This window comes from Shewanella decolorationis (assembly GCF_004354305.1).
GTDB lineage: Bacteria > Pseudomonadota > Gammaproteobacteria > Enterobacterales > Shewanellaceae > Shewanella > Shewanella decolorationis.
Window position 1 is genome coordinate 40,627 of the sequence record NZ_CP037898.1, and the last position, 23,518, is coordinate 64,144.

Annotated in this window: 20 protein-coding genes and 7 tRNA genes; 20 read left to right on the forward strand and 7 right to left on the reverse strand. The window is 46.5% G+C overall.

Annotated features, from left to right (window positions below; all coding sequences use genetic code 11):
* Positions 1-14 precede the first annotated feature (14 nt).
* Together purN and purM are read right to left on the reverse strand one after the other, a co-directional pair.
* The gene (gene purN / locus EYR25_RS00190; protein WP_011623140.1) at positions 15-659 is read right to left on the reverse strand and encodes a phosphoribosylglycinamide formyltransferase; all 645 of its coding nucleotides are present in this window, start codon (positions 657-659) and stop codon (positions 15-17) included.
* Positions 659-1,696: a phosphoribosylformylglycinamidine cyclo-ligase gene (gene purM / locus EYR25_RS00195; RefSeq protein ID WP_133178131.1), complete on the reverse strand. Its 1,038-nt coding sequence runs from the start codon at positions 1,694-1,696 to the stop codon at positions 659-661. Before purM ends, purN begins: the two co-directional genes overlap by 1 nt.
* A 327-nt stretch (positions 1,697-2,023) precedes the next feature.
* Here purM and upp point away from each other — a divergent pair, with 327 nt between their 5' ends.
* Positions 2,024-2,650: a uracil phosphoribosyltransferase gene (gene upp, locus EYR25_RS00200; protein WP_023267861.1), complete on the forward strand. Its 627-nt coding sequence runs from the start codon at positions 2,024-2,026 to the stop codon at positions 2,648-2,650.
* A 189-nt stretch (positions 2,651-2,839) separates the two neighbouring features.
* Positions 2,840-4,240 (forward strand): GGDEF domain-containing protein, encoded by a 1,401-nt coding sequence (locus EYR25_RS00205; protein ID WP_133178132.1) that lies wholly within the window; start codon positions 2,840-2,842, stop codon positions 4,238-4,240.
* 74 nt (positions 4,241-4,314) lie between these two features.
* On the opposite strand, the gene EYR25_RS00210 is transcribed toward EYR25_RS00205, so the two are convergent.
* Complete coding sequence (locus tag EYR25_RS00210) at positions 4,315-5,634, reverse strand: Na+/H+ antiporter family protein (protein WP_133178133.1); 1,320 nt, start codon at positions 5,632-5,634, stop codon at positions 4,315-4,317.
* Positions 5,635-6,004: 370 nt separating this feature from the next.
* Here EYR25_RS00210 and EYR25_RS00215 point away from each other — a divergent pair, with 370 nt between their 5' ends.
* On the forward strand, positions 6,005-6,610 hold the full coding sequence (locus tag EYR25_RS00215) for a peroxiredoxin (protein WP_011623136.1): 606 nt from the start codon (positions 6,005-6,007) through the stop codon (positions 6,608-6,610).
* Between the two features lie 113 nt (positions 6,611-6,723).
* On the opposite strand, the gene rnt is transcribed toward EYR25_RS00215, so the two are convergent.
* Positions 6,724-7,392 (reverse strand): ribonuclease T, encoded by a 669-nt coding sequence (gene rnt / locus EYR25_RS00220; protein ID WP_133178134.1) that lies wholly within the window; start codon positions 7,390-7,392, stop codon positions 6,724-6,726.
* A 142-nt stretch (positions 7,393-7,534) separates the two neighbouring features.
* Here rnt and motY point away from each other — a divergent pair, with 142 nt between their 5' ends.
* From motY to EYR25_RS00305, 17 genes are all read left to right on the forward strand, one after another.
* Positions 7,535-8,407 (forward strand): flagellar protein MotY, encoded by an 873-nt coding sequence (motY, locus tag EYR25_RS00225; protein ID WP_039978495.1) that lies wholly within the window; start codon positions 7,535-7,537, stop codon positions 8,405-8,407.
* A 780-nt stretch (positions 8,408-9,187) separates the two neighbouring features.
* Positions 9,188-11,368 (forward strand): prolyl oligopeptidase family serine peptidase, encoded by a 2,181-nt coding sequence (locus tag EYR25_RS00230; protein ID WP_133178135.1) that lies wholly within the window; start codon positions 9,188-9,190, stop codon positions 11,366-11,368.
* A gap of 170 nt (positions 11,369-11,538) precedes the next feature.
* Entirely contained in the window at positions 11,539-11,940 is a 402-nt protein-coding gene (ybgC, locus tag EYR25_RS00235; protein WP_011626519.1) for a tol-pal system-associated acyl-CoA thioesterase, read from the forward strand.
* Positions 11,930-12,616 (forward strand): protein TolQ, encoded by a 687-nt coding sequence (gene tolQ / locus EYR25_RS00240; RefSeq protein ID WP_011626518.1) that lies wholly within the window; start codon positions 11,930-11,932, stop codon positions 12,614-12,616. The genes ybgC and tolQ overlap by 11 nt, the downstream gene beginning before the upstream one ends.
* Entirely contained in the window at positions 12,616-13,050 is a 435-nt protein-coding gene (gene tolR, locus EYR25_RS00245) for a protein TolR (protein ID WP_011623130.1), read from the forward strand. The genes tolQ and tolR overlap by 1 nt, the downstream gene beginning before the upstream one ends.
* Positions 13,051-14,073 (forward strand): cell envelope integrity protein TolA, encoded by a 1,023-nt coding sequence (gene tolA / locus EYR25_RS00250; protein WP_133178136.1) that lies wholly within the window; start codon positions 13,051-13,053, stop codon positions 14,071-14,073.
* A gap of 9 nt (positions 14,074-14,082) precedes the next feature.
* Positions 14,083-15,411, forward strand: a complete 1,329-nt coding sequence (gene tolB / locus EYR25_RS00255; RefSeq protein WP_023267868.1) for a Tol-Pal system beta propeller repeat protein TolB — start codon at positions 14,083-14,085, stop codon at positions 15,409-15,411.
* A gap of 46 nt (positions 15,412-15,457) precedes the next feature.
* Entirely contained in the window at positions 15,458-15,994 is a 537-nt protein-coding gene (gene pal, locus EYR25_RS00260) for a peptidoglycan-associated lipoprotein Pal (protein WP_023267869.1), read from the forward strand.
* Between the two features lie 24 nt (positions 15,995-16,018).
* Positions 16,019-16,771, forward strand: coding sequence for a tol-pal system protein YbgF (gene ybgF, locus EYR25_RS00265; protein ID WP_023267870.1), 753 nt, complete (start codon positions 16,019-16,021; stop codon positions 16,769-16,771).
* A gap of 142 nt (positions 16,772-16,913) precedes the next feature.
* Positions 16,914-16,989 (forward strand) — tRNA-Lys (locus EYR25_RS00270).
* Positions 16,990-17,043: 54 nt separating this feature from the next.
* Positions 17,044-17,119: transfer RNA gene (locus tag EYR25_RS00275), tRNA-Lys, on the forward strand.
* A gap of 36 nt (positions 17,120-17,155) precedes the next feature.
* Positions 17,156-17,246, forward strand: a tRNA-Lys gene (locus EYR25_RS00280).
* Positions 17,247-17,282: 36 nt separating this feature from the next.
* Positions 17,283-17,358, forward strand: a tRNA-Lys gene (locus EYR25_RS00285).
* A 36-nt stretch (positions 17,359-17,394) separates the two neighbouring features.
* Positions 17,395-17,470 (forward strand) — tRNA-Lys (locus EYR25_RS00290).
* A gap of 35 nt (positions 17,471-17,505) precedes the next feature.
* Positions 17,506-17,581 (forward strand) — tRNA-Lys (locus tag EYR25_RS00295).
* Between the two features lie 35 nt (positions 17,582-17,616).
* Positions 17,617-17,692 (forward strand) — tRNA-Lys (locus EYR25_RS00300).
* Positions 17,693-17,859: 167 nt separating this feature from the next.
* Positions 17,860-19,023, forward strand: coding sequence for a DcaP family trimeric outer membrane transporter (locus tag EYR25_RS00305; protein WP_133178137.1), 1,164 nt, complete (start codon positions 17,860-17,862; stop codon positions 19,021-19,023).
* A 55-nt stretch (positions 19,024-19,078) separates the two neighbouring features.
* Here the strand turns inward: EYR25_RS00305 and EYR25_RS00310 are convergent, their stop codons facing one another.
* The 3 genes from EYR25_RS00310 to acs form a co-directional block, all read right to left on the reverse strand.
* Positions 19,079-19,339, reverse strand: coding sequence for a GrxA family glutaredoxin (locus EYR25_RS00310; RefSeq protein ID WP_011072684.1), 261 nt, complete (start codon positions 19,337-19,339; stop codon positions 19,079-19,081).
* Between the two features lie 60 nt (positions 19,340-19,399).
* Complete coding sequence (gene radD, locus EYR25_RS00315; protein ID WP_133178138.1) at positions 19,400-21,172, reverse strand: DNA repair helicase RadD; 1,773 nt, start codon at positions 21,170-21,172, stop codon at positions 19,400-19,402.
* A gap of 226 nt (positions 21,173-21,398) precedes the next feature.
* Entirely contained in the window at positions 21,399-23,351 is a 1,953-nt protein-coding gene (gene acs, locus EYR25_RS00320; RefSeq protein ID WP_133178139.1) for an acetate--CoA ligase, read from the reverse strand.
* Between the last annotated feature and the right edge of the window lie 167 nt (positions 23,352-23,518).

A 23,518-nucleotide genomic window follows, 5' to 3' on the forward strand; every position in this document is an offset into this window, starting at 1 on the left:
TCGCGAGGCAGTGTTTAATCGGGGGCGTAGCCGTTAGGTCCGATTAAGGTGCCATCGAGATAGGCTTGGCCGTCCTGCATTTTGAGGCGCTGATGGCTGAACCATTTCACCACTAAAGGATAAATCGCATGCTCTTGCTCATGGACACGAGCGGCGAGCATCTCAGCAGTATCATCCTCATAAACAGGGACTTTTGCCTGTAAAATCACCGGGCCTGCATCCAGCTCTGGCGTGACAAAATGCACACTGGCGCCATGTTCAGTGTCTTTGGCATCGATGGCGCGCTGGTGGGTGTTTAATCCGGTATATTTAGGCAGCAATGAAGGGTGAATATTGATCATGCGTCCTAAGTAACGATTCACAAAATCGTTGGTCAGAATACGCATAAATCCAGCCAACACGATCAAATCGGGTTGGTACTTTTCAATCGTTGCCATTAACCGTGCATCGTAATCAGAGCGAGATTCACCTGAATGAGCAATCACGCAGCTGGTATCAATTTCACTATGATGGGCGCGAATTAAACCGTAGGCATCGGGTTTATTACTGATCACTCCGACAACTTCGGCCTGCAGATTATCGTCACAACCGTCGATAACGGCTTGCAGGTTACTGCCATTTCCGGAAATTAATACAACTACACGACAGCTTTGGGGCATTACAGGATCTCCACTTGCTCTTCATTGCCTTCGCGAGCAGCGATAGCACCGATTAGCCAAGCTTGTTCGCCTTCGGCGGCGAGCAGTGCCAGTGCGGCATCGACTTTATCGGCTGGCAGCGCAACGATCATGCCGACACCACAGTTAAAGGTGCGGTACATTTCATATTCTGCAATGTTACCGTTTTCCATTAACCAATTGAAAACAGCAGGCCATTGCCATGAATCACCTTGGATAACGGCTTTGCAGTTTTCAGGCAGTACGCGGGGGATGTTTTCCCAGAAACCGCCGCCAGTGATGTGCGCCATTGCGTGCACGTCCGATGCTTCAATCAGCTTGAGCAATGATTTAACGTAAATTTTGGTTGGTTCTAACAGATGTTGGATCAATGGCTTGCCATTGAGATCCTGTTGAGGGTCCGCTTGGCTGACTTCTAATACTTTACGAACTAATGAATAGCCATTTGAATGAGGACCGCTTGAGGCTAAGGCGATCAGCGCATCACCCGCAGCCACTTTACTCCCGTCAATGATGTCGGCCTTTTCAACCACGCCCACACAGAAACCTGCTAGGTCGTAATCTTCGCCTTCATACATGCCTGGCATTTCAGCGGTTTCGCCGCCGATTAACGCACAACCAGATTGGAAACAACCTTCGCCGATGCCGTTAACAACCGAGGTTGCTGTTTCTACATCGAGCTTGCCTGTTGCGTAGTAATCGAGGAAAAACAATGGCTCAGCGCCTTGAACGATCAAGTCGTTCACACACATGGCCACTAAGTCGATACCGACTGTGTCGTGTTTTTTGTAATCGATAGCTAAACGCAATTTAGTACCAACACCATCGGTGCCTGACACTAAAACAGGTTGCTTGTATTTAGTGGGTAATTCACACAGTGCGCCAAAACCACCTAAGTTGCCCATTACCTCTGGACGACGGGTACGTTTAACAGCCGCTTTAATGTTATTTACCAGTGCATTACCAGCATCAATATCAACGCCAGCGTCTTTATAGCTCAGTGGGGTAGGAGTGCTCACGGAGGATCCTCTCGGGTACATCGTTATTGGATTTTTATGCGGCGGTATTCTATCAGCTTGTGCTAGGGGTCGAAAGTCATGATTTGGATTTATCAGCTTGTGGGGAGTATTTTTAGCTTCACAGGGGGATATTTCACATTTTCTATTCTGCGATTGGTCATAAAATAGTATACGAATGGGCGTATCTTAAGCGATTGGCAATAATTCTTGGGATATTGCTCACGATTAGCTCGAATGGCAAAACTTTATGTTTTACCCAATAAACAAATCATCTAGAATCTGAAAAATTTGCCTAAGATAATTCGCGAACAATAGTAGGAGAGAAAAATGAAAGTTGTCGAGGTTAAACACCCGTTAGTGCGTCACAAAATCGGCCTGATGCGTGAAGGTGACATTAGCACTAAACGTTTCCGTGAGCTAGCCGCCGAAGTGGGCAGCTTGTTAACCTATGAAGCTACCGCAGATTTCGAAACCGAAACTGTTACGATTGAAGGCTGGAATGGTCCAGTTGATGTGGATCAGATCAAGGGCAAAAAAGTGACTGTTGTGCCGATCCTGCGTGCGGGTTTAGGCATGATGGACGGCGTGCTTGAGCATATTCCAAGTGCGCGTATTTCGGTTGTAGGTATTTACCGCGACGAAGAAACCTTAGAGCCTGTGCCATATTTTGAAAAGCTGGCCAGCGACATGAACGAGCGTATTGCACTGATTGTTGACCCTATGCTGGCAACTGGTGGCTCAATGATTGCGACTATCGACCTGCTGAAAAAACGCGGTTGTACCTCAATTAAAGCCTTAGTGTTAGTTGCCGCGCCCGAAGGGCTCAAAGCCCTTGAAGCGGCTCACCCGGATGTTGAGCTGTATACTGCCGCAATCGACAGATGCTTAAACGAGAAGGGCTATATCCTGCCTGGTTTAGGTGATGCGGGCGATAAGATTTTTGGGACTAAATAATGTTCTGATGGCTTAAATGCTATCTCGATTTGACAAGGGGGCTTAGGCTCCCTTTTTGTTTTTTATGATTCCATTTTTGCCGACTCGTTCTACAGTTAACGATAAGATTAATTTTGACATAATGCGTTTTGCGCGGCGCAGTAGGTTTGCAATAAATCAATTTAACTCAGTTCATGATCGGAGATTATGATGGTTTCAAAACTAAGTTGGTCACTTGTTCGCCAATCTTGTTTATTAGCTACCTTGATATTTGTTGTGTTACTGCTGATCCTTTTACCCCTGCGAATAGAGAAAGAACACAGGGCATTTACCAAATTTGTACGGGCGAAACACGTGGCGCCAAGTTATTTAGAGTTGCTTGGTAAGAGCTTGTCTTTACACGATATTATTGATTTTAATAGTGCGCTACTGACACCATTTAAGCTTGATTCCTCCCGCTTATTATTGCCTTCAGGCGGAGCCTTATCACCAGAAGAAGAGTTGATCCTGCGCTATTTTGACTATTTATATTCAAATAATAAAAATCCTGTCAGAAGTGAGTTTATATATATCGGTCTATACAAAAGTAATGCGCTATATTTTGCCTCCACGATTCCTGATGAGGTGAAAAGTCGCTTAATACACGAAAATTCTTTCACCAATGAGTTTTGCCAACGGCTGCATTATTGCAGTAAGGATGCCTCTGCTGACTCCTTAGTTGATGATATTGTGCTGTCTGTCCCTTATCGTGATGAAGTAACGGGAAAGATTATTCTTTCTATGGCGGCGCCCATTTCATCCTCACATGCGCCTGAGCATCTTTGGGGGGATGTGATTGCTGATACATCATTTATGGCAACGGATTTTATGCAAAGAAAAGTGTTTGAAACTCAGTACACTGCTTATGGTACAGAGATTGTTATTAGCGGAGATAGTTTTTGGACACGGATCACGCCCAACTTTCTGTTTTATGCTATGAGTCATCACTTAGATAATCAGAGTGTTTTAACATATAAAACCAGTACGTTAAGGTTTTTTATGCAATATTTGCCTCTTTGGTTATTGCTGTCGGGCTTAACAATTATTTTCCAACTTAAATTTATGCGTCTCAAGCAGTTACGTACTGAGCGTCAGCAATTTTCTGAAGCTATGCTGTTGGATCCATTTACGAAGACCTACAATAAAAAAATCTATGAAACACTTATTTTTAAGGCTGCAACTGCGTCTCAATATGCTGTGATTTGTATTGATGGCGATAAAATAAAAACGATTAACGACACCCATGGGCATCAATTAGGTGATTTGGCGATAATGCAAATTGTCGAAGCGATGCGAGCCGTTTTTCGGGAAAACGACATTATTATCCGTACCGGTGGTGATGAGTTTGTGGTGATTTTAGCGAGTTGTCCCTATGAGAAAGCTTTAGAACTTGCCAAAAAACTAAGAGAAAATGTGGCACAGCGACATTTTTTAAACATGCTAACAGTATCATGTGGAGTGGCAGATTCGATGGATTATCCATCCTTTGATGCGACACTGCAGGCTGCTGATAAGGCGCTTTATGCGGATAAAAAGCACAAAAGAGAAGGTTGTGAGGATACTCAGCGTTAAGGCTGGAAAATACAGCTAGGCATCTTACATTAAACAAAGCGTGGCATTGCCACGCTTTTGTATTGCTATCTGCCCTAGAGTACCATGGCGGCAATCCAACCAAAGCCCAGTAAGGGGATATTGTAATGGATAAAGGTTGGAATAACGCTGTCGCGAATATGGTCGTGCTGACCATCGGCATTTAAACCCGAGGTTGGACCCAGTGTAGAGTCAGACGCTGGTGAGCCCGCATCACCCAATGCCGCAGCGGTGCCGACTAACGCGATAGTTGCGGGCACAGAAAAACCAAAGCTTAGCGCCAAGGGCACATAAATGGTCGCGATAATAGGAATGGTCGAGAAAGACGAGCCAATGCCCATAGTGATCAAAAGACCGACCAGTAACATCAAAAAGGCAGCAAGGGCTTTATTGTCGCCAATTAATGAACTTAATGACGAGACAAGCGTGCCGACTTCGCCGGTTGCTTTGACTACCGCAGCAAAACCTGCTGCGGAGATCATGATAAAGCCGATATTGGCCATCATGCGCACGCCTTGGGTGAAAATATCTTGGTCGGCAACGTGCTTAAGCGCGCCTGAAAAACTGAAGATCATAAAGCCGACTAAGGCGCCGAAGATCATTGAATCTGTCTCTAGCTGCACAAACAGAGTCGCCAGAATCGCAAATGCGGCGATAGCGATATTGCGTTTATTGAGGCTCTCTTCTGGCTCTGCTGTGAGTACTTTAGCTTCATCGTAAACCCTAGGTTTGCGGTAACTGAAAAATACTGCGATCAGCAGGCCGACCACCATGCCTGCGGCGGGGATCAGCATAGCGGGGGGAATTTGATCGCGTACAGCAACCAATCCATTGCCCGTAAGGTTAGAGAGTAAAATATCATTCAAGAAAATCCCACCAAAGCCCACGGGTAAAATCATATAAGTAGTGACAAGACCGAAGGTCAGCACGCAGGCTACCAGACGGCGGTCGATATTCAGCTTGGTCATCACATGCAGTAGCGGCGGTACCAATATCGGAATAAAGGCAATATGGATCGGCAGGATATTTTGCGATGCCATCGACATCACGAGCAAAGATAACAACAATAACCAGCGGACCCAGTTGGTGTTGGTGGCATTGGGATCTTTGCCAAGGCTTTTAATGATGGAGTTGGAGATCAAGGTCGTTAAGCCCGAATGGGATAGTGCTACGGCAAACGCCCCGAGTAAGGCATAGCTGAGGGCAATTTGTGCGCCGCCACCTAATCCCGTATTGAAGGCATCAATCGTTTGATGCAGATCCATTCCCCCCACTAAACCAGCAACGAGGGCACTGATAGTGAGTGCAATCACCACATTCACCCTCGCTAAACTGAGGGCTAACATTAAACACACTGCAATAACGACTGCATTCATAGACAATATCTTAATTCTGTAAACCAAAGGGACTATTTTTGACTGCAAAGGCCGTGTCTGTCCAGTTTACGGCGGCTTAATCTGAAAAATATCTGAAAATGTGAATTGGGTGGGTTTTTACTGTTAGACGAATGTGTGCTCGAACGCCTACCACTCGTCTAGATTGCTCTATCCTTAAGCAGTAGTGTCAAAATGCCCTTGAAAAATGTGATATTGGTCTTAAATAGGTTGTAAGGCAAAACGCACGACTTATAATGCCTAAAGATTTGATTGGTAAGCTCCCTCAAAGACACTTGCGCAAATCGGTGCAAGCGTGTTTAGGGGATGTTTTACTTTAATAGTTAGTTCAACTCATAGATGGAGATATAAAATGAGCGTATTAGTAGGCCGTCCGGCTCCTGATTTTACTGCTGCAGCTGTATTAGGTTCTGGCGAAATCGTAGATAGCTTTAACTTAACTGCGGCCATCAAAGGTAAGCCAGCGGTTGTATTTTTCTATCCACTTGACTTCACTTTCGTTTGTCCATCAGAGTTGATCGCTTTCGATCACCGCATGGAAGAGTTCACTAAGCGTGGTGTTGAAGTGATCGGTGTGTCTATCGATTCTCAATTCACTCACAACGCATGGCGCAACACCCCAGTTGAAAAAGGTGGTATTGGCCAAGTGAAATACACTTTAGTTGCTGACGTTAAACACGACATCTGTAAAGCATACGATGTTGAGCACCCAGAAGCTGGCGTGGCTTTCCGTGGTTCATTCCTGATCGACAAAGAAGGTATGGTACGTCACCAAGTGGTTAACGATCTGCCATTAGGCCGTAACGTTGACGAAATGCTGCGTATGATCGACGCTCTGCAATTCCACGAAGAGCACGGTGATGTATGCCCAGCGGGTTGGGAAAAAGGCGACAAAGGTATGAACGCAAGCACTGAAGGTGTTGCGGCTTACTTAGCAGAAAACGCAAGCTCTCTGTAATTTGCAAACCTTTAGTTAGGTAAAAAGAAAGCTGCCAAATGGCAGCTTTCTTGTTTTAGGTGGAAATAAGTGTCAACTTATTTCAGGACGGGACAAGGCAATTGTTGGTAAAACTATGCTTCGCTATCCGAATCATCAGGTTCGTTGCTGGCTAAGAGTGGCCAGCCACCTAAAGATTTCCAGCGGTTGACGATATAACAAAAGAGTTCAGCGGTGCGCTCGGTATCGTAGAGTGCTGAATGAGCTTCCTTATTATCGAAGGGGATACCCGCCATAATACAGGCTTTGGCCAACACGGTATGGCCAATCGCTAAACCTGCGAGTGTCGCAGTATCAAAGGTAGCAAAAGGGTGGAAGGGGGAGCGTTTTAAGTCACAGCGCTCAATCGCTTTGCTCACAAAACCATGGTCGAAGGCAGCATTGTGCGCCACGATAATACTGCGGTGACAATCCGAGGCCTTCTGCGCCTTTTTAACGGCTTTAAAAATCTCCAAGAAGGCTTCTTTTTCGCTTACAGCGCCGCGTAATGGATTGGTGGGATCGATACCATTAAAGGCCAGTGCCTCGGGTTCTAAGTTGGCGCCTTCAAAGGGCTCAATATTGAAATGCAGGGTTTTATCAATCCCGAGCAAGCCTTCATCATCCATTTTTAACAGCGTGACGGCTATTTCCAGCAACGCATCGGTTTGAGAGTTGAAGCCCGCGGTTTCGACATCTATCACTACAGGAAAGTAGCCTCGAAATCGGTGTTTCAATTTGTTTGCGTCGCTAATATCACTCATTAAAGTACCCAAGAAAAATCACAGGGCGCTATTATGCTAAATGTACTAGGATGTGTCATGTTTGATTGGTGGTTTTATGAGCTAAAGGAACTAAAAAGTTTGCCGATAAAACTTCGTAACCGAATAAACACGAGTAAGGGCTATGTGGCGAAAACTGATATTAGTATCAATTTTATGCGTTCCAGCAACTGCAATGGCAGAGTTGCGCCACTATGTGGCCTCTTTGGGCGAATCCCAATGGCGAGTCAGTCAAAACAGCCCCATCGTATGCCGTCTTGAGCATGATATTCCATCTTACGGTAAGGCGATTTTCACCAGCGAAGCGGGTAAACAGTTAAACCTTAACTTTACCTTGGACATGTGGGTGAAACCGGACCAAGTTACACAGGCGACCTTGATGAGTCGCGCCCCCCAGTGGCGTCCTGGTGTGGTATCGAAAGAAATCACTTCACTACGTTACCAAAAGTATTTTAATGGTGAAGTGCCTAAGCGCGCCGCTTGGTCAATGTTGACTGAGTTGAGCCGTGGTATGGAACCCACTTTTTATTATGCCGATTGGTATAACGAATCGAATAAAATTGCCGTAGGGCTGTCGGCGGCGAACTTTGGCCGTAAATATGCTGAGTTTAAGTCATGCCTATCGCACTTATTGCCCTACAGCTTCGAAGATATTGCCTTTACCGTACTGAATTACGAAGAAGGTGGGACCAATTTAACCCGTTTCTCACAGCAGCAGCTTTCGCGTATTCAGGAATATCTATCTTACGATCCTGATGTAGAACTGGTGTTAGTCGATGCCTATACCGACAGTTACGGTGGCCGCTCCGTTAACCAAAAAGTCTCGGATAAGCGCGCAGAATCGGTAAAAGATTTCTTTGTCGCCAGCGGTATTCCTCAGGATAGAATTGTGACCGTCGGCCATGGTGAGCGCCGTCATGTGGCGTCGAATGATGATATTGAGGAGCGAGCACTCAACCGCCGCGTCGTTATCCGGATCAGTAAGCCACTGATGTGAGTTATCGTGTTTAAAAGTTAATGGCCGTAACTTATCGCTTATAAGATAGTGTTACGCCTAGTTCTAGTACGTTACAAACAGCAATGCCAAGTCTTCGGACTTGGCATTGTCATTTCTGAAGTGTGCATCTCGTAAACGCATGAATGCTATTCCAATCTGAGTCATTTAAGTGCTGCAATGCTAAGAGTGACGCTAAGGCATGAGGTCATTGCTGCGTTTTTAGGGAAGAGGATTAGATTTTTATGTAACAAAAGACGACTGAAAATCGCTAGATTTTCACGGTATGTTTGAATCGAAATAAAAAAAAAGCCCGCTTAATCTAAGCGGGCCGCAAAAAATGCATTTGCAATCAACAAATTGAAGGAAGGAAGTCAAGCATAAGAACCAGGGATGAACTGACATCTTAAAAAGACACCAGCTTAAAAGTTCTTTGTTTTCCATATCCGCTAGCGGATATCTCCTGAAAACAAGCACATTCTAGTGCGTCCCAAGGGCTCAAGCAAACGAGAAAAATTGCCCAGACGCATTAGCAAAACTAATGATTAATTAAGTGATCTGGCTCACTTAAGTCACTATTTAGCTTGATTAACAACTTGTCAGTCAGAATTAATGCATAAAAATACACTTCAATAAACTCATCATTGCTACCACTTTGTTAAATCTTGCCTCTTCGCTAGAAAAGCTCATCTTTTGCTGCGGCATTGCCATGAAAAATTTTGCTTGTATAGTACTTGCTGCAAAAGAGCGTTAAGCCGGACATCACCAAAAGGACGATAAAAGATGGCATTAAGATTTCGCCTTGCCCAGCAAGGTTTATTAGTGGCCACATTGGGCATGGCGTTGGCCGCCTGCCAGAGTGGCAATACGCCAGAAGAGGCTGCACAGCAGGTCAGCGCCAACAAATTGGTTTACCCAGAAACTCGAAAAGACAGCTTAGTCGAGACAATTCACGGTGTGGCAGTGGCGGATCCTTACCGTCACCTTGAAGAAAACACGCCAGAAACCGAAAGTTGGGTAAAAGAACAACAGGCCTTTGGTCAAGCATACTTGGCGAAGATCCTCAATAAACAAGCCGTGGTTGACCGTATCACAGAGCTGTGGAACTACGAGAAAATCTCAGCTCCTTTCGAGAATGGCGATAACCAGTTTTATTACCGTAACGATGGTTTACAAGCGCAATCGGTGCTCTATGTAAAAGGCAAAGATGGAGTTGAGAAACCTGTACTCGATCCAAATGGTTTTTCAGCCGATGGGACTGTGGCGCTTTCCGGTGTTTCTGTCAGTAATGACGGCAAGATTTTAGCCTATGGTGTGTCTAAGTCGGGCTCTGACTGGCAGCAGTGGCAGTTTATCGATATTGCCACGGGTAAAAAGCTTAAAGATGAGCTCAACTGGATTAAATTCTCCAGCGCAGTGTGGGATAAGGAAAACCAAGGTGTTTTCTATGCCCGTTACGATGCGCCAGCGGGTGGTGATTTACTGGCCGATGTGAATTTTAATCAAAAAGTGTATTACCACAAATTAGGCACAGATCAGCGCCAAGATTTATTGATTTACGAACGCCCACAAAATAAAGATTGGGGCTTCGGCATCGATGTGTCTGAGCAGGGCGAATATTTACTGTTGTCAATTTCCCAAGGCACAGACAAACGTAATCGTTTCTTCTATAAATCACTGTTTGAACCTAAAGCGCAGGTGGTGGAATTAATCCTTAACCTCGAAGCGGAATATGAGTTTTTAGGTAATGATGGCGCCGTATTTTATTTCAAGACCGATTTAGATGCGCCAAACGGTAAAGTGATTGCCATCGATACCCGTAATAGTGATAAATCCCAGTGGCAAACCATTATTCCAGAATCGAAAGATCCTATTAATAAAGTGGCCATTATTAATGACCATTTAGTCGTGAGTTATTTGCACGATGTATTGGGACAGTTATCGATTTTCAGCATGGGCGGACAAAAGCGTCAGGATGTCACTTTACCTGGTAAAGGTAATGTCGCCGGACCTTTCGGCAAGGCGAGTAAAGACTATTTCTACTATGTCTTTAACAGCTATATTCAACCCGAAACTACCTATAAGTTCGATTTTAAAACCGCAGAGTCGACAGTGGTCGCTAAGCCGCAGGTTTCATTCAATCCCGATGACTACGTGTCTGAGCAAGTGTTCTACACCAGTAAGGACGGTACTCGCGTCCCTATGATGGTGTCCTACAAGAAGGGGCTGGTGAAGAATGGTCAAAACCCAACGCTACTCTATGCCTATGGTGGTTTTGCGATTTCAATGACACCGCGTTTTAGTCCTGCCAACATCGCTTGGTTAGATATGGGTGGCATTTACGCCGTACCAAGCTTACGTGGCGGCGCCGATTACGGTGAAAGCTGGCACCAAGCTGGGATGTTCGATAAAAAGCAAAATGTGTTTGATGACTATTTTGCGGCGGCCGAATACCTGATCAACGAAAAATACACTAACAGTACTAAGTTAGGTGCTTATGGTCGCAGTAACGGTGGTTTGTTGATGGGCGCTGCTGTCACCCAACGTCCAGAACTGTTTGCCGCCGTGTTACCGGCCGTGGGGGTGCTGGATATGCTGCGTTTCCACAAGTTCACCATTGGTTGGGCTTGGACCAGCGAATACGGTAGTGCCGACAACGCTGAGCAATTCCCTGCGTTATTGGCTTACTCGCCTTACCATAACGTTAAAGCGCAGGCCTATCCTGCGACTATGGTGATGACGGCTGACCATGACGATCGCGTAGTTCCGCTACACAGCTTTAAGTTTGCTGCCATGATGCAAGAGAAGCAGCAGGGCGATAAACCCGTCATTATGCGCATTGAGTCCAATGCAGGGCACGGTGCGGGCAAACCGACGGCGATGAAGATCGACGAGTTTGCCGACATTTACAGCTTCCTGTGGCAAAGCTTCGGGCTGACATTGCCGCAAACTCTCGCAAAATAGCGAACTATGTTAATGAAATGGGGTCGTTTGACCCCATTGTTATTTACAAATTCCTCAATTGCGCTGAAACCCGCGCTATCCCTATCTATATCTTCGTCGGGTCATTCACAAGTCTTGTTTCCCTAGGTATAGTAAGCGTCAATTTTTCAACCAAAATTTGCTGATTTCAAATGACGTTTAATTGGCCCATTTCAGTCTATTACGAAGACACCGACGCAGGCGGCGTTGTCTATCATTCGAACTATCTCAATTTTTTTGAGCGGGCGCGAACCGAGTGGTTAAGAGCCTTAGGCGTAAGCCAGACTGCACTGTTAGCCGATGATACGGCGTTTGTGGTTAAGCGGGCGGAATTGGATTTTAAAAAAGCCGCGCGTTTTGAACAGAACCTTATTGTAGAAACTAAGGTCATAGAGTTGAAAAAGGCCTCGTTGGTATTTCATCAACGTTTAGTTGATCATCAGGGAGACTGTTATTGTGAAGGTACAGTGCTAGTAGCCTGTGTTGCCTTATCACGAATGCGGCCCCGAGCTATCCCCTTAAATATTGTGCAGGAGTTTGACAGTGCAAGCTGATATGTCGATTGTCGGGTTATTTTTACAAGCCAGTTTATTAGTGAAATTTGTGATGTTCACTTTACTTTGCTTGTCTGTAATGTCTTGGACGGTGATTTTACAACGCCGTAGCTTATTGACATCTGCAAAAAGTAAATCGGCAAAATTTGAAGATAAATTTTGGTCAGGCGTTGATTTAAATCGTCTGTATAAAGAATTATCGGCTCGTCCAGATAATACTGGCTTAGAGTCATTATTTGTGACGGGTTTTAAAGAATATTCACGCCTAAATAAATTAAATAGCAAAGTGCCCGATGCGGTGATGGATGGGACTTCACGTGCCATGCGCGTCACCTTATCCCGTGAATTAGAAAAGTTAGAGGCCAACTTACCTTTATTGGCAACCATTGGTTCGACTAGCCCTTATATCGGTTTGTTTGGTACGGTATGGGGTATTATGAATTCATTTATCGCTATCGGCTCAATGGAAAACGCGACGCTTGCCATGGTGGCGCCAGGTATTGCAGAAGCACTGATCGCAACCGCAATGGGTCTGTTTGCGGCAATCCCTGCTGTTATCGCTTATAACCGTTTTGCCACCCAAGTTGAAAAGCTGGAAATCGGTTACGCTAACTTTATGGAAGAGTTTTCTAGCATCCTGCATCGCCAAGCGTACAGTGAGAAGGAAGGCGTATAATGCAAGTCGGTTATCAGCGTAAACGTCGTCGCCCCGTTGCCGAAATCAACGTGGTGCCTTATATCGACGTCATGCTCGTGCTGCTGATTATTTTCATGGTAACAGCGCCGATTGTGACCCAAGGGGTGAAAGTGGAGCTGCCTCAAGGTGCGGCGGAAGTTCTGCCAGCAGACAGTAAGCCACCAGTGGTAGCGTCTATCGATGCCGACGGTGCTTATTTCCTCAATCAGGGCGGTTCCAATAACGAAGAGATGGAATTGGATGAACTAGCCACCGCTGTCGCGGCGATCATGGTGACTGAGCCTGAGCGCCCAGTGGTGGTGAAAGCCGATAGAAATATTCCTTACGATAACGTGATCCAATTGATGGTGACCCTGCAGCAGGCAGGTGTTCCCTCAGTCGGTTTGATGACGGATTCACCCAAGGAGAAATAGGTGGCGGATAATTCAAATGTTGCATTACCTCTGTCGATTTCAGCAGGTATTCATATTGGCGTGATAATTATTCTGGCCATTGGCATAGATTTCACCCATAAACCTGAACCTGTGCAACAAGTTAGCGCCCCTGCAGTAAAAGCTGTTATGGTTGATCAGCAAAAAGTGGCTAATCAAGTTGAAAAGCTTAAGCAGGAAAAGCGCGATGCTGAGCGCCGCGAACGTGAGCGCCAAGCCGAACTTGAACGCAAAGCACAGGAAGCAAAGCAAGCCCGTGAGCGTGAACAAGCACAGCTGAAGAAACTAGCGGAAGAACGTAAGCAGCAGGAGATTGAGACCCAAAAGGCCAATGATGCTGCGAAAGCCGCCCAGTTAAAACAGCAACAGGAAAAGGAAAAAGCGCAGAAAGCTGAAGCCGAACGCAAGCAGAAGGAGCAGGAGCGTAAACTTGCTGAAGATGCAGCACAAAAAGCGGCGGAAAAACGCAAAGTAGAAGAGGCCGCAGCCGCAAAAGCCGAGGCCGACCGTAAGCAGAAGGAAGCCGAAGCCAAGGCGAAAGCTGAGGCAGAAGCTAAAGCCAAAGCGGAGGCAAAAGCTAAGGCCGATGCAGAAGCGAAAGCAAAAGCCGAAGCTAAGGCAAAAGCGGATGCAGAAGCCAAAGCACGTGCCCAGCAAGAGCAGGAAATGGCCGATGCGTTAGCCGCCGAGCAGGCTGCATTATCGCAGACCATGAATAAGCAAATGCAAACGGAAGTGGGTAAATACACCGCGATGATTAAATCGACAATTCAACGTAACCTAGTGGTTGACGAGTCGATGCGTGGTAAAACCTGTACCGTTTCTGTGCGTTTAGCCAATGATGGTTTTGTGATCAGCAGCCAGGCGCAGGGTGGTGATCCTAATGTGTGCCGCGCAACTAAAGCGGCGATCTTAAAAGCGGGCAAGTTACCAGTGTCTCCGGATCCTGCGGTTTATAACTTGATGAAAGAAATTAACTTAATCGTTGAACCAACGTTTAATTAAAGGAGTCCCATGAAAATTTTGGCAAAATGGTTAGCATTGGCGGTTCTGCTTTGCACTATGCCGGCAAAAGCGGCGCTGGATATTGTGATCACTGAGGGTGTGGATGCGGCGCGTCCAATCGCAGTGATGCCATTCCAATGGCAAGGTGCGGGTGCACCACCTCAGGCGATCGCCGATGTGGTGATGTCTGACTTGATTCGTAGCGGTACCTTTAAACCATTAGATGAATTAGGGTTACCACAACGTGGTATCGGTGCTTTAGCTCAGTTTGATGCAAGTGCTTGGGCCAATGTAGGTGCCGAAGCCGTTGTTGTGGGGTCGGTAAAACCCTATGGCACAGATCAGTTTTTGGTGAGTTTTGACCTTATCGATTTGGTTAAAGCGCAAAACCAAGCGCTAAAAGGGCCTACCAGTGCGACAGAATTTTTGATGGACAGTCGCCAAACGGTGATTTCTGCGGCGCAGTTCCGTCAATATGGCCACCGTATCAGCGATATCGTCTATGAGAAGCTCACGGGTATCCGTGGCGCCTTCTTGACCCGTATTTCCTACGTGGTGGTGAATCACAGCCAGAAAGCGGCTTATTCGCTGATGATCGCCGACTATGACGGTTATAACGAGCAAATGTTACTGCGCTCTCCAGAGCCTTTAATGTCGCCCGCTTGGTCACCTGATGGTCGTCGTTTAGCCTATGTAAGCTTTGAAAACAAAAAGGCTGAGATTTTTGTTCAGGATCTTTACACCCAAGTTCGTACTAAGGTAAGTAGCTTCCCTGGCATTAATGGTGCCCCTTCTTTCTCTCCCGATGGTAAATCATTGGCAGTGACCCTCTCTAAGGATGGTCAACCTGAGATTTATGTTATCGATATCGCCACTAAAGCGATTAAACGTATTACCAACCACTATTCCATCGATACTGAGCCTTCTTGGTATCCCGATGGTAAGTCATTGTTGTTTACCTCCGAGCGCGGTGGTAGACCACAGTTATATCGTGTAGATTTAAATTCAGGCAAAGTGACCCGTGAAACCTTTGAAGGTGAATGGAATTTAGGTGGTTCAATTACCCCTGATGGTCGCAGCATGATTTTTGTGAATCGCACAAACGGTAAATTTAATATTGCACGTATGGATTTAAGTACGCGCTTTATGCAGGTGCTGACATCGACACGTTTGGACGAATCTCCAAGTGTGGCCCCTAATGGTACTATGGTGATTTATGGCACTACGTATCAAGGCAAGCAAGTTTTAGCAGCTGTTTCTACGGACGGACGCTTTAAAGCGAGATTACCGGTAGGTCAGGGCGAGGTGAAATCACCTTCTTGGTCTCCGTTTCTCTAATGTATTAGCTCGATTTATTCACATTTAATTTTATAAGGAACAGATAATGGATCTGAACAAGTTGTTAAAAGCTATGTTGGTAGCACTTCCAATTATGGCTATTAGTGCGTGTAGCTCAACTTCTGAATCAGAAACTGATGCAATGGGCTCTACAAACGGTTCGGGTAGCGAACTGAATGGTGGCGGCGTTCAAACTGGCGGTATTGGTGGAATGTTAACACCTGAAGAGCAACAACGTCAGCAACTTGAGCAGTTGAGAAAAGAACACATCATTTACTTCGACTTCGACCGCAGTGAAGTTCAAACTGAATATGCCGCCGTACTCGAAGCCCACGGTACCTATTTAGTTGAACACCCAAGCGTACGCGTATTGATTGAAGGTCATGCCGATGAGCGTGGCACGCCAGAATACAACATCGCACTGGGTGAGCGTCGTGCTAAAGCTGTTGCTAAATACTTACAAGGCATGGGTGTACAACCTAGCCAAATGAGCATCGTAAGCTATGGCGAAGAGAAGCCACTTGACTTCACTCGTACCGATGAAGGTTTTGCTAAAAACCGTCGTGCAGTTTTAGTTTACTAAGATTGAATTACGGAGAGTAACGAGATGAAACGTGCCGTCTTAATTACGGCAATGTTCTTCGGCGCAGGAGCTGCAGTTGCAGCTCCTGCTCCTGTTGAAGATATTGCTGGTGGTTCAGGTGATGACAGACTTGCTCGTTTAGAGCGCATTGTAAAATCGAGACAACAAAGCGAAATTGATATGCAGCGCCGTCTGGATACTTTGCAGCAAGAAGTTCTCGACTTACGTGGTTTGACTGAACAACAGAATTATCAAATAGAGCAGATGCAACAACGTCAGCGTCAGCTTTACGATGAAATTGCCAATTTATCCTCCAAAGCCGCTGCCGCGCCAGCTGCTTCTACTCCTGCAACGCCCGCTGCTGTGGCAGCAAGTGCCAATGCCGCCGCCAGTAGCTTAAGTGAAACGGCCAGCTATGAAAGTGCGGTGAACTTAGTGCTGAAAGAGCGCAAGTATGATGATGCTATCCCAGCGTTTCGCGCCTTCATTAAACAGTATCCAGATTCAGTCTATGCTGCCAATGCCAACTATTGGTTAGGACAGTTACTGTTTAACAAGAGTGAATTTGCTGAAGCTAAACAAGCCTTCAATACCGTCGTGACCCGTTTTAGTGACTCCAACAAACGTGGTGACAGTTTAGTGAAGCTTGGCATGATCGCAGAGAAAACCGGTGATAAGGCCGGCGCGACTCAATACTACCAACAAGTGGTAAAAGACTACGCCAACAGTGCTGCAGCACGCATTGCCCAACAACAATTGGCTGCAATTAAAGCATAATTAACTAAAAAACATACTCTTAGTCTGTTTTTCATGCAAACGACAAAAAATTGGGAATTTACGCTTGCATGGGAAAATGAAAAAGGTATTATAGGCGCCCTCGGAACGGCGAGGTCGTTCGGGGCGCAAAATACCAGTAAATGGGTCGTTAGCTCAGTCGGTAGAGCAGTTGGCTTTTAACCAATTGGTCGAAGGTTCGAATCCTTCACGACCCACCACTTACTCTAGTAAATAGAATAAGTTAGCGGTATTTGAAGTGTTGTAAATAAGATGGGTCGTTAGCTCAGTCGGTAGAGCAGTTGGCTTTTAACCAATTGGTCGAAGGTTCGAATCCTTCACGACCCACCACTTTTCTGAAAGTGTAAAATTCAGAGTCAGATAGATGGGTCGTTAGCTCAGTCGCTTATTTTATAAAGCTAGGGCAGTTGGCTTTTAACCAATCAGTCGAATGGTTTAAATCCTTAACGATTCACCACTTTTCTGAGAGTGTAAAATTCAGAGTCCAATAGATGGGTCGTTAGCTCAGTCGGTAGAGCAGTTGGCTTTTAACCAATTGGTCGAAGGTTCGAATCCTTCACGACCCACCACTTTTCTGGAAGTGTAAAATTCAGAGTCCAATAGATGGGTCGTTAGCTCAGTCGGTAGAGCAGTTGGCTTTTAACCAATTGGTCGAAGGTTCGAATCCTTCACGACCCACCACTTTTCTGAGAGTGTAAAATTCAGAGTCCTTAGATGGGTCGTTAGCTCAGTCGGTAGAGCAGTTGGCTTTTAACCAATTGGTCGAAGGTTCGAATCCTTCACGACCCACCACTTTTCTGGAAGTGTAAAATTCAGAGTCCTTGGATGGGTCGTTAGCTCAGTCGGTAGAGCAGTTGGCTTTTAACCAATTGGTCGAAGGTTCGAATCCTTCACGACCCACCACTCTAAAATTCCCTAGTAAACTCCTTTTTAGCTTGCAATCCTAAAGTATTTTCGCGTTATATTCAGCATTTTCTACTTTTGTCTCATAGACTTATTGCCAATGTTGCTCGCTTGTTAAATTGTCCATATTGGCTGCGGACAAATAATAACAACTGGGGAAACATAAAATGAAACAAGCAAAACTTAGCTTGCTTTACTCTGCAACCTTATTGGCATTTATGGGCTCTGCCAATGCGGCTTCTTTAAAAAATACTGACGTTGAATTTGGTGGCTATATCAAGGCGGACGTAATGTTCAGCGATTATGGCAATGGGGCACCCGATTCGGGGGATTTATCCCGTCAGTTTTATGTACCGGGTACCATTTACGGTAAAGAAGGCAATGGTAACCAAGTGGTGGATTTCCAAGCCCGTGAAACGCGATTCAATTTTAAGGCGGCAACGGACCTTGATGGCCATAGCTTGTCGGGCTTTATTGAACTGGATTTTATGACCCACACAGATGGCAATGAGCGGGTGTCTAACAGCTATTCACCACGTATCCGCCATGCCTATGTATCCTATGATAATTGGACCGTAGGTCAAACCTGGACCACTTTCCAAAACCCTGCGGCCTTGCCCGAAAACCTCGACTTTGTGGGTGCTGCAGATGGTACGCCCTTTGCTCGTCAATCGTTACTGCGTTATACCCATGGCAACTTCCAATTTGCGATAGAAAACCCTGAAACAACGGTAACTCCGAATCAAGGTGGCGCACGCATCACCAGTGGTAATGGTGTCGTGCCTGATGTGGTGGCGCGATACAATCTCAAGACGGACGGCGGCGCCTCATTCTCGTTTGCAGGTATTGCTCGTCAACTCAATTTAGAAACCAAAATCGGTGCGACCCAAATCGATAGTTCAAGCTTTGGCTACGGTGCCAGTGTGGCGGGGATTATCCCTATTGGGAAAGATGATCTGCGCTTTACCGCAACCTATGGTGACGGTTTAGGGCGTTATATGGCGCTTAACTACATTAATGCCGGTGTGTTAGATGCTAACGGCGATATTGAATCCATTCGTACCTTCGGCGGCTTTGTGTCTTACCGTCATTGGTGGAACGAACAGTGGCGCACCAGTGTGACACTTTCTGGCATGCAGGCGGATAATGATGTGGCTTTAACGGGCACAGGGGTGAATAAGGATGCCTATTCTGGCTATATCAACCTGTTATATTCCCCTAGTAAACCATTGACCTTTGGTGTGGAATATATGTACGCCCAGAACAGCAAAGAGAATGGTGATGATGGTGATTTAAGCCGGATCATCTTCTCGGCCAAATACGTGCTCTAAAAAATAATTTAGATAAAAAAGGAGACCTCAGGTCTCCTTTGACATCATATTAGGATTAACCTAACAGATTGTTATCGCGAACATATTGTTCGAAATCGGTGCAACCACCTACGTGTTTTTCATCAACGAAAATCTGTGGCACAGTTTCGACTGGTTTGCCGACAGTCTTCTCGAGATCCGCTTTAGAAATCCCTTCGGCGTGGATATCCACGTATCTAAATTTAAAGTCATCACGTTTTTCAACGAGTTGCTCTGACAATTGTACTGCTCGCACGCAATAAGGACAGCCAGGACGGCCAAAAATAACAACGTACATAATAGCTCCTTAGGATTACTTTAAGCGTTTTATACCATAGCGCTAACCGAATTGATAATGTCAGATGTGTTTATTTTCAGTTTGATAGCGCCCTTGGTAGTCGAAATAGCTTTCGAGCAGATCCCAGCCTTTTTTGTGCTTTTTCAGCAGTAACAGATCCGGCATTCGAAAGGCGGCGCTATCGGCAATCAGCTCAGACACGTTTTTGTATTGCTTAGGTTTAAGACCCGGCGTGCGGCTATGGGGGAAAATAAACAACGCATACAAGGCACGCCATTGGGCGGGCGTTTGCAGTTTAAAGCGTCGATTAAACTCGTTTCCTTCAATGTCCAGATATTGCACCTTAAGATCGCCCGCATCATCCATTAACGTCATATGCTGGCAGCGGAACAGATGATGGTGCTGCTTGTTCAATACTTGCTTAAGGCGTTTGTCTGGGTCGATTAAGGTCGACTGGCAATGCTGGCAAATACGCGCTGCTATGTCGTTCTCTTGTCCGCAATCGGGACAGGATTTAGATCTAAATCGAAAGTCACATTGCTGCTTTTGCCCATGACGCTCGACTATGCCCTGACAGCGACGGCCAAAGTGTTCGATAATATCGCCATCATTATCGGTTAATCCCCAAAAGATATTGGCAAACTGGCAGACAGGGCAGTGCACTTGTACTGGAACCGATTTGCTATTGGGCTTAGCTTGGCCGACTTCTGGAAAATACAAATCATAGCCATTGGCTGCGTAATCAATCACTAAACAATCTTTTTTACCTTCACATATCCTAAGACCACGGCCAATCATTTGCTGAAACAAACTCACGGATGCGGTGGGGCGTAAAATGGCAATCAAATCCACATGGGGCGCATCGAATCCCGTGGTCAATACCGCCACGTTGACGAGGAACTTAAGTTCCCTCGCTTTAAAGCGCTCGATAAGCTCATCACGTTCATTATCTGGCGTTTGCGCCGTGACGATTGCCGTTTGCTCGCTGTGTTTCTTGTTCAGCTGGCTGACAATTTCTTCAGCATGGCGCACCGTCGCCGCAAAAATAATGATCCCCTGGCGGTGGTGACTCAGTTCAATCAGTTGCCTCACAATCGCCGTAGTTGCTCGTCCAGCGTGATTTAGCAGCGCATTGACTTGGGCCTCGGGATATTCGCCATTGTCATTGGGCTTGATTTGGCTGAAGTCATATTGAGCGCTTAAACCATCAAACAAGGTGGGCGCGGTTAAATAACCTTGTTTAATCAGCGGACGGATGGGGAGCTCGAAAATACACTGCTCGAAGATCCCAAGTTCAGGCGAGCCAACTTTGCCATGGTAATGGTGTTTGTAAATCCAGCCCGTACCGAGCCGATAGGGAGTGGCCGTTAGGCCTAATAACCTCAGCTTGGGATTACGCTGCTGTAAATGACTTAAGATCTGCTGATATTGGCTGGTTTTTTCGAGGCTGACTCTGTGGCACTCATCGATAATCACTAGCGAGAAGGGTTCATCGAATTGATTTAAGGCGCGCGCGGCGGATTGGATACTGGCCACGACGGTTTTGCCGTCAGTCGATTTTTGATTTAACCCAGCGGAGTAAATGCTGGCCTCAGTCGTCAGTAATCCGATCTTTTGCGCGTTTTGGGCAACCAGTTCCTTCACATGGGTTAAAACCAGCACTCGTCCTCTGGCGATACGGGCAAGCTCGGCAATAACGATACTTTTCCCGGCTCCTGTTGGCAGGACTAACACGGCGGAATCGGTGCTTTTTTTAAAATGCGCGATGGCGGCATCGACGGCTTGTTGCTGGTAATCCCTGAGGGTAACGCTTGGGCTGGAATTAACTGACACGCTGTTAGATATTCTTGGTCGATTGAGTTTGGCGCCAAGCTTAACACAGAACCAAAAAAATGCCCCTTGGTTGGAGGGGCAACTAAGAGAAAGGGGCAATCAGGCACTTTCTCAACAGGGTTTGCTTCATTTAAAGGAACCTGTACTCGACGGAGCAAGGTTCAAACGTACAGGAGCTAAAGCTGCGCTTAACCATGATAAGTCACGATTAAGCGCGGGATAACGATTACTCGTTACGATTCAAGCGAGTTTCAATCAAGGTCTCAATCACGGCTGGATCGGCCAGTGTTGATGCATCACCTAAGTTGGTCACTTCGTTCGCGGCAATCTTACGCAGGAAGCGGCGCATGATTTTGCCAGAACGTGTCTTAGGTAATCCTGTTGCCCACTGGATAAGATCCGGTGTGGCCAGGGCACCAATTTCTTTGCGAACCCATTGGCGCAGCTCTTGGCGAAGTTCTTCACTCTCTTCTGTGCCGCGGGTTAACGTCACATAGGCGTAAATACCTTGGCCTTTAATATCATGGGGATAGCCCACAACAGCGGCTTCAGCGACCAGTTCGTGTGACACCAGTGCACTTTCTACTTCTGCGGTACCTAATCTGTGGCCGGAGACGTTAATCACATCGTCCACACGGCCGGTGATCCAGTAGTAACCGTCTTCATCGCGGCGCGCGCCGTCACCGGTAAAGTACATGCCACGGAAGGTTTTGAAGTAGGTCAGCACGAAGCGTTCATGGTCGCCATATACGGTACGCATTTGGCCTGGCCATGAGTCGAGCAGCACTAAGTTACCTTCGGTTGCGCCTTCTAAAATGTTACCCATGTTATCCACGAGCGCCGGTTGTACCCCAAAGAAAGGGCGAGTCGCCGAGCCAGGTTTGGTATCGGTTGCACCTGGTAATGGCGTAATCAAAATGCCGCCGGTTTCGGTTTGCCACCAAGTATCGACAATTGGGCAATGCTCATGGCCGATGACCTCGTGGTACCAACGCCAAGCTTCTGGGTTGATGGGTTCACCCACAGAGCCCATGATGCGCAGCGAGCTGCCATCATACTTGTCAAAATGCTGTTTACCTTCGGCCATCAGTGCACGGATAAGTGTCGGTGCCGTATAGAGAATATTCACCTTGTGACGGTCAATCATTTCGCCTAAACGCGCTGGGCTTGGGTAATTAGGGATCCCTTCGTGGATAAGCACGGTCGCACCGTTCGCGAGTGGGCCATACACCATGTAGGAATGACCCGTGATCCAACCCACATCGGCGGTACACCAGTAAATCTCACCAGGTTTGTAATCGAACACATACTCGTGGGTCATAGAGGCATACACCATATAACCGCCGGTGGTGTGCAATACGCCCTTGGGATTGCCGGTTGAACCTGAGGTATAAAGTAAGAAGAGCGGATCTTCAGCGCCCATTTCTTCGATGGCGCAGTGCTCGGATGCGGTTTCAACCAGAGAGTGCCACCACACATCGCGGCCTTCGACCCAGTCAACCTTGCCGCCAGTACGTTTAAGCACAATCACCTTCTCAACGCTGGTGACATCGGGATGTTTCAGCGCATCGTCGATGTTGCGTTTGAGTGGGATCGCGCGGCCACCACGCATACCTTCATCGGCGGTGATGACGACCTTAGATTTACCGTCGATGACCCGTGAAGCGATGGAGTCGGGTGAAAAGCCACCAAAGACCACCGAATGCACGGCACCGATGCGGGCACAGGCCTGCATAGCCACTGCCGCTTCTGGCACCATTGGCATATAAATGGTCACAATATCCCCACGACGCACGCCTTGGCTGCGTAGGGCGTTGGCAAACTTACACACTTGTGTGTGCAGCTCACCGTAGGTGATTTTACGTTGTTCGCTGGCGTTATCGCCTTCCCAAATGATGGCAACGCGGTCGCTGTGCTCTGCTAGATGGCGATCTAAGCAGTTGGCTGAGGCGTTTAGGGTGCCGTCGTAGAACCAGTTAATCGATAAATTATGATCGTCAAAAGTGGTTTTTTTGATTTTAGTGTATGGCTTTATCCAATCGATCCGTTTGCCGTGCTCTCTCCAGAAACCCTCTGGATTGACAATCGACTCTTGGTACATTTTTTTATATTGATCGTTATTTACAAGTGCATTGGCAGCGATATTGCCGGAGACTTTGTAGAGAGACTGCGAGCTCATAGGGCTTCCCTTTCTAAAAATTGCGTGGTCTGAGTATGGTATGCAAGGGGGCGTCAACTCCATTAGACCTTGGTCTAGTTTTAAAATCTCCTTTATATTTAGGCTGTTGCACTCGAAAATCTGGCTAGATTTCAGCCATTATTTATCGCACAATAATGGAAAAAAGA

Bases quoted from the DNA above. Each gene is read 5' to 3' on its own strand.
- tolB (WP_023267868.1), top strand. From the start codon at position 14,083: ATGAAAATTTTGGCAAAATGGTTAGCATTGGCGGTTCTGCTTTGCACT.
- EYR25_RS00305 (WP_133178137.1), top strand. From the start codon at position 17,860: ATGAAACAAGCAAAACTTAGCTTGCTTTACTCTGCAACCTTATTGGCA.
- ybgF (WP_023267870.1), top strand. From the start codon at position 16,019: ATGAAACGTGCCGTCTTAATTACGGCAATGTTCTTCGGCGCAGGAGCT.
- pal (WP_023267869.1), top strand. From the start codon at position 15,458: ATGGATCTGAACAAGTTGTTAAAAGCTATGTTGGTAGCACTTCCAATT.
- tolR (WP_011623130.1), top strand. From the start codon at position 12,616: ATGCAAGTCGGTTATCAGCGTAAACGTCGTCGCCCCGTTGCCGAAATC.
- acs (WP_133178139.1), bottom strand. From the start codon at position 23,351: ATGAGCTCGCAGTCTCTCTACAAAGTCTCCGGCAATATCGCTGCCAAT.
- motY (WP_039978495.1), top strand. From the start codon at position 7,535: ATGTGGCGAAAACTGATATTAGTATCAATTTTATGCGTTCCAGCAACT.
- upp (WP_023267861.1), top strand. From the start codon at position 2,024: ATGAAAGTTGTCGAGGTTAAACACCCGTTAGTGCGTCACAAAATCGGC.
- ybgC (WP_011626519.1), top strand. From the start codon at position 11,539: ATGACGTTTAATTGGCCCATTTCAGTCTATTACGAAGACACCGACGCA.
- rnt (WP_133178134.1), bottom strand. From the start codon at position 7,392: ATGAGTGATATTAGCGACGCAAACAAATTGAAACACCGATTTCGAGGC.
- EYR25_RS00215 (WP_011623136.1), top strand. From the start codon at position 6,005: ATGAGCGTATTAGTAGGCCGTCCGGCTCCTGATTTTACTGCTGCAGCT.
- EYR25_RS00230 (WP_133178135.1), top strand. From the start codon at position 9,188: ATGGCATTAAGATTTCGCCTTGCCCAGCAAGGTTTATTAGTGGCCACA.
- purN (WP_011623140.1), bottom strand. From the start codon at position 659: ATGCCCCAAAGCTGTCGTGTAGTTGTATTAATTTCCGGAAATGGCAGT.
- EYR25_RS00310 (WP_011072684.1), bottom strand. From the start codon at position 19,339: ATGTACGTTGTTATTTTTGGCCGTCCTGGCTGTCCTTATTGCGTGCGA.
- EYR25_RS00205 (WP_133178132.1), top strand. From the start codon at position 2,840: ATGGTTTCAAAACTAAGTTGGTCACTTGTTCGCCAATCTTGTTTATTA.
- EYR25_RS00210 (WP_133178133.1), bottom strand. From the start codon at position 5,634: ATGAATGCAGTCGTTATTGCAGTGTGTTTAATGTTAGCCCTCAGTTTA.